This is a genomic window from Sphingomonas sp. 7/4-4, from assembly GCF_027941955.1.
Classification (GTDB): Bacteria; Pseudomonadota; Alphaproteobacteria; order Sphingomonadales; family Sphingomonadaceae; genus Sphingomonas.
In genome coordinates this window covers 688,980-706,283 of sequence record NZ_CP115960.1, presented here as the reverse complement: position 1 = coordinate 706,283, position 17,304 = coordinate 688,980, and the positions used below count along the sequence as shown (strand labels likewise).

Annotated in this window: 15 protein-coding genes and 3 pseudogenes; 11 read left to right on the top strand and 7 right to left on the bottom strand. The window is 66.2% G+C overall.

What is annotated here, in order from left to right; translation table 11 throughout:
* Positions 1–54: 54 nt before the first annotated feature.
* Positions 55–783 carry a phosphatidylserine decarboxylase gene (locus tag PIB19_RS03695; protein WP_271239719.1) on the bottom strand — a complete coding sequence of 243 codons (729 nt, stop codon included), beginning with the start codon at positions 781–783 and terminating at the stop codon, positions 55–57.
* Between the two features lie 301 nt (positions 784–1,084).
* On the opposite strand from PIB19_RS03695, the gene PIB19_RS03690 reads away from it, so the two are divergent.
* The 10 genes and pseudogenes from PIB19_RS03690 (at position 1,085) to PIB19_RS03645 (ending at position 10,895) form a co-directional block, all read left to right on the top strand.
* The gene (locus tag PIB19_RS03690) at positions 1,085–1,705 is read left to right on the top strand and encodes a class I SAM-dependent methyltransferase (protein WP_271239718.1); all 621 of its coding nucleotides are present in this window, start codon (positions 1,085–1,087) and stop codon (positions 1,703–1,705) included.
* A gap of 76 nt (positions 1,706–1,781) precedes the next feature.
* A complete protein-coding gene (locus tag PIB19_RS03685) occupies positions 1,782–3,002 on the top strand; it encodes an NADP-dependent isocitrate dehydrogenase (RefSeq protein ID WP_271239717.1) in 1,221 nt (406 codons plus the stop codon).
* A 125-nt stretch (positions 3,003–3,127) separates the two neighbouring features.
* Entirely contained in the window at positions 3,128–4,645 is a 1,518-nt protein-coding gene (locus PIB19_RS03680; RefSeq protein WP_271239716.1) for a hypothetical protein, read from the top strand.
* 24 nt (positions 4,646–4,669) lie between these two features.
* Positions 4,670–6,442, top strand: a complete 1,773-nt coding sequence (locus PIB19_RS03675; RefSeq protein WP_271239715.1) for a cation:proton antiporter domain-containing protein — start codon at positions 4,670–4,672, stop codon at positions 6,440–6,442.
* 64 nt (positions 6,443–6,506) lie between these two features.
* Positions 6,507–7,031, top strand: a complete 525-nt coding sequence (locus tag PIB19_RS03670; protein ID WP_271239714.1) for a hypothetical protein — start codon at positions 6,507–6,509, stop codon at positions 7,029–7,031.
* Between the two features lie 253 nt (positions 7,032–7,284).
* Positions 7,285–7,614 (top strand): hypothetical protein, encoded by a 330-nt coding sequence (locus tag PIB19_RS03665; protein WP_271239713.1) that lies wholly within the window; start codon positions 7,285–7,287, stop codon positions 7,612–7,614.
* 83 nt (positions 7,615–7,697) lie between these two features.
* Positions 7,698–8,270 (top strand): CHAP domain-containing protein, encoded by a 573-nt coding sequence (locus PIB19_RS03660; protein ID WP_271239712.1) that lies wholly within the window; start codon positions 7,698–7,700, stop codon positions 8,268–8,270.
* Between the two features lie 50 nt (positions 8,271–8,320).
* Positions 8,321–9,394, top strand: coding sequence for a hypothetical protein (locus PIB19_RS03655; protein WP_271239711.1), 1,074 nt, complete (start codon positions 8,321–8,323; stop codon positions 9,392–9,394).
* A complete protein-coding gene (locus PIB19_RS03650) occupies positions 9,385–9,708 on the top strand; it encodes a hypothetical protein (protein WP_271239710.1) in 324 nt (107 codons plus the stop codon). The genes PIB19_RS03655 and PIB19_RS03650 overlap by 10 nt, the downstream gene beginning before the upstream one ends.
* A 9-nt stretch (positions 9,709–9,717) precedes the next feature.
* A pseudogene (locus PIB19_RS03645) lies at positions 9,718–10,895 on the top strand (vWA domain-containing protein).
* Positions 10,896–11,059: 164 nt separating this feature from the next.
* Here the strand turns inward: PIB19_RS03645 and PIB19_RS03640 are convergent.
* Positions 11,060–11,353, bottom strand: coding sequence for an Hpt domain-containing protein (locus PIB19_RS03640; RefSeq protein ID WP_056612968.1), 294 nt, complete (start codon positions 11,351–11,353; stop codon positions 11,060–11,062).
* A gap of 64 nt (positions 11,354–11,417) precedes the next feature.
* Between PIB19_RS03640 and PIB19_RS03635 the strand changes: the two genes are divergently transcribed.
* On the top strand, positions 11,418–13,382 hold the full coding sequence (locus tag PIB19_RS03635; protein ID WP_271239709.1) for a hypothetical protein: 1,965 nt from the start codon (positions 11,418–11,420) through the stop codon (positions 13,380–13,382).
* Between the two features lie 14 nt (positions 13,383–13,396).
* On the opposite strand, the gene PIB19_RS03630 is transcribed toward PIB19_RS03635, so the two are convergent.
* From PIB19_RS03630 to PIB19_RS03610, 5 genes and pseudogenes are all read right to left on the bottom strand, one after another.
* The gene (locus PIB19_RS03630) at positions 13,397–13,618 is read right to left on the bottom strand and encodes a hypothetical protein (protein WP_271239708.1); all 222 of its coding nucleotides are present in this window, start codon (positions 13,616–13,618) and stop codon (positions 13,397–13,399) included.
* 295 nt (positions 13,619–13,913) lie between these two features.
* Positions 13,914–14,180, bottom strand: coding sequence for a DUF1467 family protein (locus tag PIB19_RS03625; protein ID WP_271239707.1), 267 nt, complete (start codon positions 14,178–14,180; stop codon positions 13,914–13,916).
* A gap of 3 nt (positions 14,181–14,183) precedes the next feature.
* Positions 14,184–15,819 (bottom strand): annotated as a pseudogene (locus PIB19_RS03620) (ribonuclease J).
* Positions 15,820–16,602, bottom strand: coding sequence for a type III pantothenate kinase (locus PIB19_RS03615; protein WP_271239706.1), 783 nt, complete (start codon positions 16,600–16,602; stop codon positions 15,820–15,822). It lies immediately after the preceding pseudogene.
* An 11-nt stretch (positions 16,603–16,613) separates the two neighbouring features.
* Positions 16,614–17,269: pseudogene (locus PIB19_RS03610) on the bottom strand (biotin--[acetyl-CoA-carboxylase] ligase).
* Positions 17,270–17,304 lie beyond the last annotated feature (35 nt).

Below are 17,304 nucleotides of genomic sequence, written 5' to 3'. Positions count from 1 at the left end.
CGCGGCGCGGCCGCCGGAGCGGCCGTCTGAAAGGCCTGCCCGCTCGGGGCGGCTTCATTGCGCGATGCCGGTCGCGCGCACTGCGCCCTTGCGCGCGAGGATGGTTTCGCCGGCGATGGCGCGCTGGCCGAGCGCGACTTCGACGCCGTAGCTTTCGGGGATGAACACGTCGACACGGCTGCCGAAGCGGATCAGCCCGACGCGCTGGCCGCCGACCACCATGTCCCCTGCCTTGACGAAGCTGACGATGCGGCGCGCGACGAGGCCGGCGATCTGGGTGAAGCCGATCCGCTGCCCGTTCTTGTCCTCGACGATGATGTACTGGCGCTCATTCTCTTCGCTGGCCTTGTCGAAGTCGGCGTTCATGAACTTGCCGGCGATGTAGATGACGTGGCGAATCGTGCCGGTGATCGGCGTGCGATTGATGTGCACGTCGAACACGCTCATGAACACCGAGACGCGCAGCATCGGACCGTCACCAAGGGCATGCGGGCCGGAGAGCTCTGGCGGGAGCGTCACGCGCTCGATCATCGTGATCAGACCGTCGGCGGGCGAGACGATCAGCCCTTCGCCTTGCGGCGTGACGCGCACCGGATCGCGGAAGAACGCCGCAACCCCCAGCGTCAGGAAGACGAGCGGCCAGGTGATGAAATCCCAGACGAACAGGCTGACCAGCGCGATCGCGCCGGCGATCAGCACATATTTGCGCCCTTCGGGGTGAATATCGGGGAAACGCCACTTCACGGTCGAAGTACCGGCGGAGGGCTTGTCGAGCGATGCCATGCGGCGCGGTGTAGCGGCACATGGCCGCGTTTCCTAGACGGTGGAACGAGTTTCCGTGCCGTTCAGTTGCTGCCGGGGCTCGGCGGCCGCGGAGACGCGCAAGCTGCCGAGTGCGTCCGCCCATTGTCCGATTGTTGCAGTTCGGCTTTGCGGGACGCCGCGGCTGGTGTATCTGCGCGCCACACTGTTCGAGTTCGGGGGCAGATTGTCTCCGATTAAAGCAACTGCTGCGCTTGAATGTTCGTTCGTTTTCGCGAAAGCGCGTGCGCCTCGGTTGCCACGAAAGCTGCAAAGGACTTCAATGCCCGCATCGACCGCCTCCGCAAAGCATCGCCGTGCCAGCATGCGCGCCGCCGGAGTGTCCTCGCCCTGGGTCATGTTCCTCAAGGGCTTCTTCAAGCATCCGGTGATGGTGGGCGCGATCGCGTCCTCGTCGCAGCGGCTCGTGCGGCACATGCTCAGCCCGGTCGATTGGGACAATTGCAAGCTGTTCGTCGAATACGGCCCCGGCGTCGGCACCTTCACACGCACGATTCTCGAGCGCCTCGCGCCCGACGCCAAGCTGATCGTGATCGACACCAACCCGGATTTCATCCGCTATCTCAAGCACACGATCGACGATCCGCGCTTCATCGCGATCAATGACTCGGCAGCCGACATCAAGCGGATCATCGCCGATCATGGCTTCGAACATGCCGATTACATCGCTTCTGGCCTGCCCTTCTCGACGCTGCCCACGGGCGTGGGCGACGCGATCGCGCATGCAACGCACGATATCCTGCGCAAGGACGGCGCGTTCCTCGTCTATCAATATAATCCCAAGGTGCGGAACTTCCTGACGCCCTATTGGGAGCATATCGATCACGCAGTCGAATGGTGGAACCTGCCGCCGGCGCAGCTCTGGTGGGCGTGGAAGAAGTGAGCGCCGCCAAGGCCGCTTGATCCCCTCCCCCATCGCCCTAGACGCTCGCCCAAACCCTAAACAGGAAAGCGAGCACATGGCGAAGATCAAGGTTGCAACGCCGGTCGTGGAGATCGACGGCGACGAGATGACGCGGATCATCTGGCAGTGGATCCGCGAGCGCCTGATCCTCCCCTATCTCGACATCGACCTCAAATATTACGACCTCGGCGTCGAGAAGCGTGACGAGACCAACGATCAGATCACGATCGATTCGGCGAATGCGATTCGGCAGTACGGCGTCGGCGTGAAGTGCGCGACGATCACTCCGGACGAGCAGCGCGTCGAGGAGTTCGGCCTCAAGGAAATGTGGAAGTCGCCCAACGGCACGATCCGCAACATCCTCGGCGGCGTGATCTTCCGCGAACCGATCGTGATCTCGAACGTGCCCCGCCTGATCCCGGGCTGGACCCGCCCGATCGTCGTCGGCCGCCATGCATTCGGCGATCAGTACAAGGCGACGGACTTCAAGGTGCCCGGCAAGGGCAAGCTCACGATGAAGTGGGAAGGCGAGAACGGCGAGACGATCGAGAAGGAAGTGTTCAACTTCCCCGACGCCGGCGTCGCGATGGGCATGTACAATCTCGACGAATCGATCACCGACTTCGCCCGTGCGAGCATGAACTACAGCCTCGGCCGCGGCTGGCCGCTGTACCTTTCGACCAAGAACACGATCCTCAAGGCCTATGACGGGCGCTTCAAGGACATTTTCCAGGCCGTGTTCGAAGCCGAGTTCAAGGACAAGTTCCAGGCCGCGGGCATCGTCTATGAGCACCGCCTGATCGACGACATGGTCGCCAGCGCGCTCAAGTGGCACGGCGAATTCGTCTGGGCGTGCAAGAATTATGACGGCGATGTCCAGTCGGATCAGGTCGCACAGGGCTTCGGCAGCCTTGGCCTGATGACTTCGGTTCTGATGTCGCCGGACGGCAAGACAATCGAGGCCGAGGCGGCGCACGGCACCGTCACCCGCCACTATCGCCAGCACCAGCAGGGCAAGGCGACCTCGACCAACCCGATCGCCTCGATCTTCGCCTGGACCGGCGGCCTCAAGTACCGCGGCAAGTTCGACAACACGCCGGACGTGACGCGCTTCGCCGAGACGCTCGAGAAGGTCTGCATCAAGACCGTCGAGAGCGGCGCGATGACCAAGGATCTCGCATTGCTGATCGGGCCCGATCAGGCATGGATGACCACCGAACAGTTCTTCGAGACGGTTCGCGTCAATCTCGAGAACGAAATGGGCAACTGGCAGTAAGTCGAGCCCAGGATCGTTACGGCTGCGGAGTGACATCAGCGCCCAAAGCTGCTTAACCTCGACAACGGCACCCGGGCCGCGCCAGTTCGGCGCGCCCGGGTTCTGCCGTGATCGGGGGACGCGGCATGACCGGACCATATGGTATTCCCACCAACGATCCGGCGGGCGCGATATCGCGGGCAATCGTCACAACGAATTACCAGCAGAAGGGCGTGCCCTACGGCCCCTTCCTGATGGCCGCGATGGGGCCGAGAGACGGTTATACGATCGGGCCGATAGGCGGCTATTCGAGCAGCACCCCGCACTATGAGGGCGACGGCAGCTTCTGGACCTCGCAGCGTGGCGATTTCCCGATAAGTTTCTACCAGAATGATTCGGGGTACAATTCCAACTCCGGTTTCGATGCTCTCGTGAACGGCTATCCGCTCGGCGGCGTAGCGGTCCCCCAAATCCCACCCTCGCCGGTGCCGGCGGCACCCTATTGCTATTATTTGGCGCCAGCGCCGGGCGTGCCCGCGGCGGTGGCGGCGGCGACCGACATGCCATGGGTGCTCGACGATCACGGATCGCATAATCCGGGTGACGTGACCTATCACTGGGCAACTGCGCCCGACGGATTTCACGCGCTCGGCACCGCCTTCTGGTGGGACAATGACGCTACGATGCACAAAGGCGGCGCCTGCGTTGCCGCCGCCTTCCTCGAGCCGGGCGTGAAGGTGCCGTTCTGGAGCGATACCGGCCAGGACTGGAGCCACGACGGCAATCTGTCGCAAGTGCGGCTGGCGCCGACGACCGCGCCGACCGCGCAGCTTCGCTTCTCCGCCGGCACACTGATCAGCGAGGAGGCAGTAAGCGACGGCACTTTCGATTGCGCACCTTGGACGCTGGTCGCCGATGCCCCGATGTTGCCTGTCCCCGGCGCCGGACCGCCGTCACCAGTCCCGAACCCGGGATGGACGGTCAGCGCGGTCGCCGTGCTGCCCGGCCTCACGTTGAACCCGCCGGGCGAATATGGTGCCTTTTGCTATCTCGGCGCGGCGATTTGCTGGGAAATAATCTACCCACCCGGGGTCCATACGCCCACCTATCCGGCACAGTTGCAGGTGGGCATGGATCCCGCCACCGCAGCGCGACTCGCCGGCGATATCGGCGCCCAATGCGGGGCGCAGCACGGCCTCGTGATCCCGCCCGGCGCGAACGGCTATGTCTCGATCGATCTGGGCACACTGCTCGGCGTCGAAAGCATCCCCGCCGCCAAAGCGGATTGGGACACGATCACGGTCGAGGTCGATACGCCTTTGCCGCCGGACTATATCCCGACCTACCAGCAACTGGTCGATCTCTTCCTGTACGACGTCACGGGGACGGCGATCGGCCAATCTTATCGCTTCTACACAGCCATTGTGAGCCGGGCGCAATCTTCGCAGCCCGGTGCTCCGCCGAACCTCGGAGTGCATGCGACCGAGGTTCGGCCCGAAGCCGGGCCCGTGATCGAGGCCGGATCAGCGCCGGCCGATAGTCCGGTCCACAAACCGGCTCCCGGCGCCGAGGCTCCGGCGCCTCGCCCGGCGCGCAATCCTGTCCTCGCATGGATCGCCGCATTAATTAAATGGCTGTTGGGCCGTCTACGGGCTGACAAGTAGGCTCGCGCCCGCTTTAATGGTCCCATGCTTGATCTGCACAATACCGGCTTCAGCGATACATTGGTGATCCTCGGCGCCGCGGGACTGGTGATCCCCGCTTTCGCGCGCTTCCGGATCAGCCCAGTGATCGGGTTCATTCTCGTCGGCGCGCTGGTCGGGCCGTTCGGGCTGGGCTCGCTGGTCAGCCAGAACCCCTGGCTTTTCTATCTCACCATCTCCGACGCGCATTCGATCGAGCCCTTCGCCGAATTCGGGATCATCCTTCTCCTGTTCTCGATCGGGCTCGAGCTCTCGTTCAAGCGATTATGGGCGATGCGCACGCTCGTCTTCGGGGTCGGCGCCGCCGAACTCGCCTGCGCCGGGCTGATCCTCGCCGCGGCACTCTATCTCACCGGCCTCAGCACCGGCGGAGCGATCGGACTCGGGCTGGCGCTGGCGCTGTCCTCGACGGCGTTGGTGGTCCCGATCGCCGGCACGACCAGTGCGGTGGGCCGAGCGGCGTTCGCCATGCTGCTGTTCGAGGATCTGGCGCTCGTTCCGATCATCTTTATGCTCGGCGCCCTTTCCCCCGCGCCCGGCGTCCATGGCGGAGCAAGCCTGCTTCTCACGCTCGGCATGGGCGTGCTGACCGTCGCCATCCTGTTCGTCGGCGGGCGGCTGCTGCTTCCGCGCATGTTCGCGCAGGCGGCGCGCACCAAGAGCCCCGAACTCTTCCTCGCCGCCAGCCTGCTGGTAGTGATCGCCGCGAGCCTCGCCACCACTGCCGCCGGCCTGTCACCGATCGTCGGCGCATTGATCGCCGGCCTACTGATCGCCGAGACAGAATATCATGGCGAGGTCGAAGCGATCACCACGCCGTTCAAGGGGCTCGCGCTCGGCGTTTTCCTGATCACGGTGGGCATGCGGCTCGATCTCGGTTTCGTGCTCGCCAACTGGGCGTCCCTGCTGGGCGCGACGGTAATGGTGATGGTGGTCAAGGTCGCCGTCACGACGGGGCTGCTCAAGCTGTCCGGCGCGCGCACCGGCACCGCGACCGAAACCGGCGTGCTGATGGCGAGTCCCTCCGAGACCACGCTGATCGTGCTCGGCGTGGCCGGCGCGGCGGGCCTGATCTCGGGGACGACCGCGGCGTTCTGGACCACCGTCACGGCCATCGGCCTGACCGCGACGCCGCTGCTGGCCAAGGCCGGCCAGCTCTTCTCCCGCCTCATCGAGCAACAGGAGAGGGACGCCGCGCCGATCATGGTGGACGAGACGATCCCCGGCGCGGTGGTCATCGGCTTCGGGCGCGTGGGGCGTACCGTCGCCGATATGCTGCGGCGGCATAACCTTCCCTATCTCGGCGTCGACGCCGACATCGACAACGTCAATGCGGCGCGGAAGGACGGCTATACGGTGCTGTTCGGCGACGTGACCCGCAGCGAGCTGGTCGACCAGCTCAAGCTCGGTCACGCCAAGGCGCTGGTGCTGACGATGGATGATCCCGTGCTCACCGTTCGCCTCACCAAGCGCGTGCGGAGCTGGGTGCCCGATCTGCCGATCATCGCACGCGCCCGCGATGCCGATCACGCCGCCGAACTCTACAAGGCGGGGGCGACCGATGCCGTGCCCGAGACGCTCGAAAGCTCGCTCCAGCTCTCCGAGGCGGTGCTCGTCGATCTGGGAATGGCAGTGGGACCGGTGATCGCTTCGATCCACGAGAAGCGCGACGAGATGCGCAAGTCGATCAAGGCCGCATCGGATCTCGATCGCGAACCCCGGCTGCGGCGCGTGCGGCAGGGCGATGTGACCGGATAGCGCGGGACTTGCGGCGCGCCGCGTGAGCGCGCATCCAGCGCCGATAGTTAGGAGGCTTTTGCCCATGATCGCTGCCCTGTTGCTTGCCGGCCTGCTCGCGGGACAGTCCGCACCCACCGCCCCTGCCGATCCGCTGGCGCCGGCGCGCGAAGGCAAGCTCCGCTGCGTCGCGCCCAATCCGGCGAGACTCACCTGCCGCACGATCATCCGGTACAAGGTGGCCAGCGACGGCAGCTTCGATGCGACGGTAGCGGGCCTCGTCTCGAGCGATCCGGGCGTCCTGCTGCGCTACAAGACCTTTGGCCGGGTCGAGGAAGGCGGCGTCTGCGTGATGATCCGCACCAGCGATCTCCAGAACGGCACGCTGCTGGGCAACGGCAAGCGGATGTCCCCCAATGCGGAAAGCGCGGCGCGGCTGCAGATGCTCGATGCGGTCCAGCCGCTGCAGGGCAAGAAGCGCTGCACCCTCGATCGCACCGAGAACGGCGCGACGCGGATGATCGTGACCCTCGACGGCGTCGTGCATCCCGAACTCACCCAGCCCGTTGCCTGGGTCTCCCGCAGTGACGGGTATGCCGTGGGGCTCTGAGCCCTTGATTGCTTGCCGCGGCGCTGCCCGCATCGCATGTTCGGCTGATGTCGTGATGGAGTCCGACCGATGATCGCTTCCTTCCTCCTGCTGGCGAGCGCCGCGCCGCAAGCCGCCGCCGACCCGCTGGCTTCGGCCAGGGCCGGCAAGCTCCAGTGCGCCAATCCCAATGTCGAGAAGAAGACGTGCATGGCGCTGAGCAGCTACAAGGTGAACTCGGACGGCAGCTTCGAGATCGACCACGACTCTGGTCGTGGCGCCGCAGCCGCTGATCACCATGGAAGTGAAGGCGCCGGGCACGGCGAAGGACGGCGCACTGTGCGGCCCGATCCGCAAGGCCGATTTCGAGGCCGCGAAGTTCCAGATGGACGGCAAGCCGCTCGACGAGGCCATGGCGAGTGCGATCCGTACCCAGGTCGTCGGCTCGATCACGCCGATGCTCGACAAGACGGGCTGCATACGCGAGACGCCCGACGGCGCGGCGTTCAAGACCGAGGTGACCTTGGACGGCGTCGTGCATCCCGAGATGACGCAGCGCGTGCTGTGGGTGAAGCCGGAGGACGGCTACAAGCTCGGGCTCTGAGGTTCGGGCGCAAAACAGAGTTAACGGATTTTTAACCACTCCGGGATACCCGGTAGTTGGGGGTATCCTTACGGTGCCCGAGTATGCGTTGTTTTGCGTTCTCTCTCGCGCTCGCCGCCGCGGCTTTGACCGCCGCGCCCGTGCAGGCGCAGTCGCTTCTCGAATATGTCGGCCAGTGCGTGCCCTTCGCCCGCGCGGCGTCGGGCATCCAGATCCATGGCGACGCCTGGACCTGGTGGGACCAGGCCGATGGCCGCTACCAGCGCGGTCGCAGGCCGCGTGTCGGCGCGGTCCTCGCTTTCTCCAAAAGCGCGCGGCTGCCCCTCGGCCATGTCGCCGTGGTCAGCCGGATCGTCGACAAGCGCGTGCTGATGGTCACCCATGCCAACTGGTCCCGCCTCAACGGCGAGCGCGGGCATGCCGAGCAGGACGTCACCCTGTTCGACGTCTCCGAGCGCGGCGACTGGAGCCTCGTCAAGGTCTGGTATCGTGACACCAACGGGCTCGGCAGCTCGATCTACCCCGCGCACGGCTTCATCTACGGCACGCCCGATCCCGCCGCGGGCAAGGCGGTCCGCCCTGCCCGCCCCGCCGCCGAGCTCAGCAGCCGCCAGCCCGATTATGTCGGTTCGCTGATCGACGCCTACGCGCGCTGAGGTTGTGTCGCCCGCATCGGCAGGGCATCAGACGACGCATGATGGGGGAAATGGAAAATCGTCGCCGATGGTGGCTGTGGCTCGGCGCGCTCGCGGCGATCGGCTTCGCGCTGCGCGTGGCGGGATCCCTGGGCGGACTGTGGCTCGACGAGGCGGTATCGGCGATCCATGCGCGCGACGCGGGTACCCCGATGGGCGTATTCCTCCAGATCAACCACGACAATAATCACCATATCAATTCGCTCTGGATGCAGCTGGTCGGTTTCGGCGCAGCCCCGCCGCTCACCCGCGCGCTATCGATCGCCACGAGCACCGCGGCGATCGTCATCGCCGGTCTGCTCGGTGCGCGGCGGAGTCCGTTGCTCGGCCTCATCACCGCTTCGCTCTTCGCGCTCTCGCCGATCCTCGTCACGCTCGGAGCCGAGGCGCGCGGCTATGCGCCGATGTCGCTCGCGTTCCTCACCGCGCTGCTGCTCACGGACCGCTGGCTCGCGGGCGATGCCAGGCACAGTCCGGCGACATCCCTCGCCTTGTGCTTCTTCCTCGGCGCCTTTTCCCAGCTCATCACGTTCTTCGCCTTCTTCGCGCTCGCGGGCTGGGTGTTCTTCACGCTCTGGCACCGCGACGGGTTCAGGAGCGCGGTCCTGGGTTCGCTCAAGCTGCTGGCGCCGAGCATCATCGCGCTGGCCCTGGTGGCGGCTATCATCCTGGGCGCCGCTGCGGCGGGCGGCAAAGGGTTCAAATTCGGCGGCTGGGATCCGTTCAGCTGGATGCATTATCTGCGCGGGATCTCGGAGATGGTCGGCTACACGCTGGGCTTTCCGGACGTTGCCGTCGCGTGGTTCGCCTTGGTGCCGGCTCTGGTGGTCTTCGCACGGAGTGCGGGGTATCGCGCTTCTCGTTCCACGCGCTTGCCATTCTCGCCTTTCCCGCCGCGATCGCCCTGCTCCATCCGGGCAATGTCAGCTATGCGCGTTATTATCTCCTGGTATCGCTGGCGCTGCTCATCCTCGTTGCCGAGATGGGCTGGCTTGGGCTCGTCGCAGGCGGATGGAAGCGCTGGCTCGCCGCCCTCGGCCTCGGACTGTTCAGCGCGGGCAGCATCGCCTGCGATGTGGAGCTGATCCGCAATCAGCGTGCCGATCCGGGCGCGGCCGTGCGGGCACTGCAGGCCCGGTCTCCGGGCGGCGCGGAAGTGTTCGTCGAGCGCGACCAGGGGCTGCCGATCCTCATCTACGCCGCGGCGGCGGCGCATTATCCGCTCACCATCGTCAAGGCGGACTGTCCGGCGCCACGGTTTCTTTTCGTCGACCGTTTCAAGGGGCAGAGCTTCTCGGCCGATCCCCGGCACTGCGGCAAACATTACACGCCCATCGCCGGCGCGCGCGTCCACGGCCTCTCCGGCACCCACTGGACGCTGTACGAGCGCCAGCCCTAGAAGGACGGCATGTTCTTCTCCTTCCTCGACGAGCTGCGCGCCGCGGGCATCCCGGCCAGCCTCAAGGAGCATCTGGTCCTGCTCGAGGCGCTCGACCGCGACGTGATCGAGCGCACCCCGAGGCTTTCTATTATCTCGCCCGTGCCACCTTCGTGAAGGACGAGGGTCTGCTCGATCGCTTCGACCAGGTCTTCGCCAAGGTCTTCCGCGGCATCGCCACGAATTACGGCGTCGCCCCCGCCGATATCCCGGAGGACTGGCTCAAGGCGATCGCCGAGAAATTCCTCACCCCAGAGGAAATGGCGGCAATCAAGTCGCTCGGCTCGTGGGATGAGATCATGGAGACGCTCAAGCAACGCCTCGAGGAACAGCATGCCCGCCATCAGGGCGGCAGCAAGTGGATCGGCACCGGCGGCACCTCGCCCTTCGGCAATGGCGGCTATAACCCCGAAGGCGTCCGCATCGGCGGCGAAGGCAAACACGGCCGCGCGCTGAAAGTCTGGGACCAGCGCGCGTTCAAGAACCTCGACAACACGAAGGAGCTCGGCACCCGTAACATCAAGGTTGCGCTACGCCGCCTGCGCCGCTTCGCCCGGGAAGGCGCCGCCGACGAGCTCGACATCGACGCGACGATCGAAGGTACCGCGAAGCAGGGCTGGCTCGACGTTCGCATGCGCCCCGAGCGCCACAATGCCGTCAAGCTCCTCCTCTTCCTCGACGTCGGCGGCTCGATGGACCCGTTCGTCAAGCTCTGCGAAGAACTGTTCTCCGCCGCGACCAGCGAATTCAAGAATCTCGAATTCTTCTATTTCCACAATTGCCCGTACGAAGGCGTGTGGAAGGACAATCGCCGCCGCTTCACCGAGCGCACGCCGACCTGGGATGTGCTCCACAAATATGGCCACGACTATAAGCTGATCTTCGTCGGCGACGCTTCGATGAGCGCATACGAAATCAGCCACCCCGGCGGCTCGGTCGAGCATTTCAACGAAGAGGCCGGCGCGGTGTGGATGCAGCGCCTGGTCAATACCTATCCCGCAGCGGTCTGGCTCAACGTGCTACCCGAGGCGCATTGGAGCTACACCCAATCGGTGCGGATCATCCGCGAGCTGATGCAGGACCGGATGTACCCGCTCACGCTCGCGGGACTGGACGCTGCGATGCGCGAGCTGAGCAGGAAGCGATAGGTTTCCCCTCTCCCGTCGGGAGAGGGTTGCGCGAACTTGGTCCCGCTTCTTCAGCGGGGCCTAGTCGGAGCTGGGTGAGGGATCGCCCCAACGATAGCAGGAAACCCTCACCTAGCTCCGCTACCTCTCCCACTGGGAGAGGAGAAGAGAGCGCTGCCTATATCCTAAAGCCGATCGATCGCCCGATGCAGCCGGCGCAGCACTGCGCCGTCCTGCGCGGGGCCGTTCACGGCTTCGGAGGCCAGCGCCATCAGCCGGACCGCGCCGAAACTCGCCGCCAGTCCCTTGAGCCGCAGCGCCGCCGTCGCCCAGGCATCGGGCCCTTCCGCCGATTTCATCGCGCCGACGCACTTTCTCACGCTCTCGAGGAAGGATTCGCGCAATTCGGCGATCAGCGCGGGCTCGTCGCCCACCGCTGCCGCCAGCGTCGCATCGATTGCACCGGGATCATATGCCATGCCTCTAGCTACCCCGAAGAGGCTTAATTCTTGGTTGCGGCGATATTTGGCGAAACGTCCAAACATGGTACAGTTGCGCCATGACTGGGGAAACACCGCGCAGGTCGCCATCGAGCCGTCCAACGGCAACGAAGAGCTCGTCCTTTCCGACAATTCGGCCCTGCCGGCGCCGCTGGAGGAGCTTGCTTTCGACGAGGATGAGGCACCGGGGCGCAATATCGCCTGGCTCGTTCCCGCTCTGGCATGGCTCGCCGCCGCCGCCTGGTTCGTCGGCATGGGCTGGCTCGCTTTTCCCGCCTTTCAGCAGGGCATGGAGCCGGTCGCGCTCATCCAGCTGATCGCGGCGCTCTGCGTGCCGCCGGCGCTGATCGGCATCCTCTACATGCTCGCGATGCGCACGAGTCGCGCGGAAGCCCGCCGTTTCGACGCCACTGCCCGCGCGATGCGTACCGAGGCTGCCGCGCTCGATCGGGCGATGGCGACGATCTCCGCCCGCATCGCCGAGAACCGCACTGCGCTCGCCGAGCACACCACGGCGCTCGCCTCTCTCGGCGAACGCGCGGCCGAGCGCGTCGAGGGCGCCGCCGACATGGTCGGCCGCCAGGCGCAGTTGATGGACGGCAGCATCCGCACCTTCGGCGATGCGATGGATCAGGCCGAGAAGCGATTCGAGATCATCCTGACCACCTTGCCCAAGGCGCATGAGGAAATGCACGGGCTGGCAAGCCGTATCGACGATGCCGGCCTGCTCGCCAGCCAGCGCGCCGCCTCGCTCGATACACAGCTCACCGCATTGTCCGAGCGCGGCCGCGAGGCCGATCAGATCGCCGGCGGCGCCGCCGAGCGTCTGGCGGCGCACATCTCCCGCATGGAAGCGACCAGCGAGACTGCGAGCACCCGCCTCGAACAGGTCACCGGCCAGATGTCGGTCGCAGTCGACGCCGTGCTCGATCGTGCCGCCGGCGCGGTCGACGAGGCCCGCAAGGGCATCGCCACGCAGGGCGAGGCGATCCTCGCGATGCTCAGCGCCAATCAAGCCGCACTCGATCGCGCCGGCCGCGACAGCGCCGAAGCGCTCGGCGAGCGCATGGCAGTGATCGAAGAGGCCATCGGCCGCATCGGCGCACGCCTCGCCGAGGAGCAGGGACGCGGCGACGTCCTCTTCGCCGGCCTCTCCTCGGGTGTCGACCGGCTCGATCGCGAGCTCCAGGTCCTGCACGCCGCAGGCACCGATCGCACCCAGTCGCTCGCCGCATCGGTCAGCGCGCTCCACGGTTCGATGGAAGCGATGTCGGAAGCGTTGCGCACCGGCGATCAACTCGCCCGCAAGGCGATCGGCACCTCCGAAGACCTGCTCACGGCGCTCGACGCCTCCGCGCGCGAGATCGACGAGACGCTGCCCGAAGCGCTCGCCCGGCTGGACGATCGGATCAGCGCGAGCCGCAAGGTCGTGTCCGGTGCCAAGCCCGAATTGCTCGCGCTCGTCACTGCCGCGGAGAGCACGCACGACGCAATCGAGGCGATCGCCGATGTCGTCTCGCAACAGCGCGACACGCTCGCCAAGACCCAGGCTTCGTTGCTCGAAACGCTCGCCACCGGCAGCGAGCAGGCCGCCTCACTCGGCGCGATCGTCGACGATACCATCGAGACCACGCGCCGCTTCGCCGAGACCGCGGCGCCGCAGCTCGTCGATGCGCTGGTGAGCGTGCGCGAGACCGCCGCCGCCGCCGCGGCGCACGCCCGGAATCGCTGGCCACGATCGTGCCCGGCGCGGCGAGCGCACTGGAGGAAGCCAGCGGCACCGCGCTCAAGCGCGTGGTCGACGCCACCCTGCGCCGCGAGATGGCCCAGCTGGCCGACAGCACTGAAGCGGCAGTCACGGCCGCGGCGCGCGCCTCGGAGCGGCTCACCCAGCAGATGGTGGCGCTCGCCGATACCACTGCCCAGATCGAAGCGCGGATCGAGGAGGAGCGCGTCGATCGCGAACGCGCCGACAGCGACAATTTCGCTCGCCGCACCACCTTGCTGATCGAAGCGCTCAACTCAGCCTCGATCGACATCGCCAAGGCCTTTTCCGCCGAAGTCACCGACAGCGCCTGGGCCGCCTATCTCAAGGGCGACCGCGGCGTCTTCACGCGGCGCGCGGTCCGCCTGCTCGATCCGGGCGACACCCGCGAAGTCGCCCGGCTCTACGACGCCGATCCCGCGTTCAACGAGCACGTCAATCGCTACATCCACGATTTCGAGATCGATGCTGCGCCACATCCTCGCCCTGCGCGACGGCTCGACCCTGGGCGTCACCCTGCTCTCGTCGGACATGGGCAAGCTCTACGTCGCCCTCGCCCAGGCCATCGAGCGGCTGCGGACCTGAACCCTTCCCCTCTGGGGAGAGGTGTTGTTTGGCGTTCGACCTTCCAATGTAGGATTTGCTGTGCCAGCCTTGCTGTCGGCTCTTTGACAGTGTGGAATCAGGCTCGGCGCATCACGACATTTTCATGCTCGAACGCGCAATTTTCATTCACGAACCGCGGGCAAAGTGCGAAGCTAAGCCCGCGAAATCCTACTGGTGGTGGACCCAGTCGAGCATGTCGGCCGTCACCCAACCGTTGACGTAGTTGAGGAAGAACAGCCCGAACAGCATCGTCGCGACGATCGTCGTGCGGATCGCGATCTTCTTCGGGCTGAAGCCGTGTGGGGCGCTCTCGGCCTGGCCGGGGACGAGCTCCGCCCCCGCTTCCTGCGCGGTGCGGACCCCGAAGGGCAGCACCAGGAAAACCGAAAACGCCCAGAACAGGATGTAGATCGCGAGCATCGACTGCCAGCGCATGGCTCAGAGCTCCACGACCAGCACGTCGACCACCGGCTTCTTGCCGGTGAAGCGCACCGCCGCCCGACGCACCGCGAGCCGCACGCTCTCGCGCAGCTTCTCGACGTCGCGGCCGTCCTTCTTTACGGCCTCGGCCGCGGCTTCGGCGGCTTCCTCGAGGAACGCATCGCGATCCTCCTCGACCGGCACGCCCTGCACGCAGATCTGCGGCGCACCCTTGAGCCGCCCGCCCTGGATTGCGACCGCGACCGAGATCTGGCCGTACAGCGCGATCCGCCGTCGCTCGTTGATCGTCGTACCGTCGGCCGGCAGGATCACGTCGCCGTCGAGCACCAGTCGCCCGGCATGCGCCTGACCGACCAGCTTCGGCTTGCCCGGCGCGAGCTTCCAGATATCGCCGTTGACCTGCGTGATCGCCTGCGGGATCCCCTGCTCCTTCGCAAAGCGCGCCTGCTCGTGCATGTGCCGCACTTCGCCATGGACGGGCAGGATGATCTCCGGCCGGATCCAGCGATACATCTCGGCGAGCTCGGGGCGCCCCGGATGACCCGAGACGTGAACGAACGCCTGCCGGTCGGTGATCAGCTCGACGCCCTTGCCGGCCAGCGTGTTCATGATCTTGCCGATCGCGATCTCGTTGCCCGGGATCTGGCGCGACGAGAAGACGACGGTGTCGCCGGCATGGACCTTGAGGACATGCGTATCCTCGGCGATGCGGTTGAGCGCCGCGCGCGGCTCGCCCTGCCCGCCTGTCGCGACGATCATCACCTGCCGCGGCGGCAGGCTCATCGCGGTGTCGAAATCGATCGTCTCGGGAAAGTCGCGCAGATAGCCGGTCGCCTTGGCGACACGGATGATCCGGTCGAGCGAGCGCCCCGCGACGCACAGCTTGCGCCCGGTATCCTCGGCGACCTCGCCCAGCGTCTGAAGCCGTGCGGCATTGGAGGCAAAGGTAGTGACGAGCACGCGCCCCGTGGCGGCCCCAATCACCTCGTCGAGGCCTTTGCGGACGTCGATCTCGGACCCCGAGGCCTCGGGGTTGAACACGTTGGTCGAGATCGCAGACCAGCGCCAGCACGCCTTCGTCGCCGATCGCGGTCAGCTCCGCCGCAGTCGACGCGCCGCCCAGCGCGGGGGCCTCTTCGAGCTTCCAGTCGCCGGTGTGGAACACGCGGCCATAGGGTGTCTCGATCAGCACCGCATTGCCCTCGGGGATCGAATGGGCGAGCGGCGTGTAGGTGATCGTGAACGGCCCGATCGAGAAGGGGCCGTCCTCCTTCACGACGTTGAGCTCGACCTTGTCGGTGATGCCCTCTTCCTCGAGCTTGCCGTAGATCAGCCCCGCAGTGAACGGCGTCGCATAAAGCGGCACGCCGAGGTCTCCGGCGAGATAGGGCAAGGCGCCGATATGATCCTCATGGCCGTGTGTCAGCACGATGCCGATGAGGTCGTCGAGCCGCTCCTCGATGAACTGGAGGTCGGGCAGGATCACGTCGACCCCGGGATAGTTGGCGTCGCCGAAGGTGATGCCGCAATCGACCATCAGCCACTTGCCCTGCGTGCCGTAGAGATTGACGTTCATGCCGATCTCGCCCGAGCCGCCGAGCGCGAGGAAGAGGAGTTCGTTGCCTGGAGTCACTTAATTTCCTTGCTGGCTGCGTTCCCACAGCATGGCCAGACCCTGGATGGTCAGGTCTGGTTCGATCGTGTCGAAGACCGATGTATGCTTTTCGAAGAGCACCGCCAGTCCGCCGGTGGCGATCACCTTGAGCGGGCGCCCCACCTCGGCCTTGAGCCGGGCGACGAGGCCCTCGATCATCGCGACATAGCCCCAATAGATGCCGATATGCATCTGGTCGACCGTATTGCGCCCCACCACGCTGGTTTTCTCGGGTGCCGAGATCGCGATGCGGGGCAGCTTGGCGGCGGCGGTGACCAATGCGTCGAGCGACAGGTTGATGCCGGGCGCGATGATTCCGCCTTTGTACGCGCCTTTATAGTCGACCAGCTCGAACGTGGTCGCGGTGCCGAAGTCGATGATGATCAGGTCGCCTTCGTGCCGGGCATGCCCCGCGATCATGTTGAGCGCGCGATCGGCGCCGAGGCTGCCGGGCTCCTCGACATCGAGCGGGAAGCCCCATTCGGCACTCCCCTGCCCGGCGATCACTGCCTCGGTCTTGAAGTATTTGCTGCTGAGCACCTGCAGGTTGTGCAACGCACGCGGGACCACGATGCCGATGATCACTCCGGTCACGACCGAACGGTCATAACCTTCGAGGTTGAGCAGCTGGTTCAGCCACACCGCATATTCGTCGGCGGTGCGCCGCGGATCGGTGGCGATGCGCCAGCGCGCACGGATCTCCCCGTCCTCGACCAGCGCAAAGACGACATTGGTGTTGCCGGCGTCGACGGCGAGCAGCATTTGCCTTCCCTTCAGAGCAGGAACACGTCGCCCGCGTGAATGACACGGGTAGTGCCATCGGCCAAGCGCAGGATGAGCGCGCCCTGCGCATCGAGCCCGCCGAACAGCCCCTCCATCGAGCTGCCGTCCGCCAGCCGCGCGGTGAGCGCGGTATCCAGGGTGTGCACGGGCGAGCCAGCGATCGCGTACCGGGGCGATGCCGTCACGCCAGCGCGAGAGCCAGCGGGCGAAGATCTCGGCGAGCGCCTCTGCGAAAACCTGCGGGTCCGGCGCGGGGGCATGCGCGGCGATGCTGGTGGCGGGGCGATCCAGATCGACCGGATGCTGCGCGAGGTTGACGCCGAAGCCGATGATCACTGCGTCCTCGACACGCTCGAGCAGGATGCCGGAGAGCTTGGCGCCGTCGACCAGCAGGTCATTGGGCCATTTGAGCATCGGCTGCACCCCGAACAGCGACACCGCTTCCTCCAGCGCCACCGCCGCGACCAGCGCCAGCGTCGCGGGCGAAGGCTCGCCGGGCCGCACGCGGACCAAAGTCGAGATGTAGAGATTGCCGGCGGGCGAGGTCCCACGCCCTGCCCTGCCGGCCCTTGCCGGAGGTCTGCCGCTCGGCGCGCAGCCACAGGCCTTCGCTCGCGCCGCTCCGTGCGAGTTCGGCCACATCCATGTTGGTCGAGCCCGTCTCGGCGACGGTCCGGATCG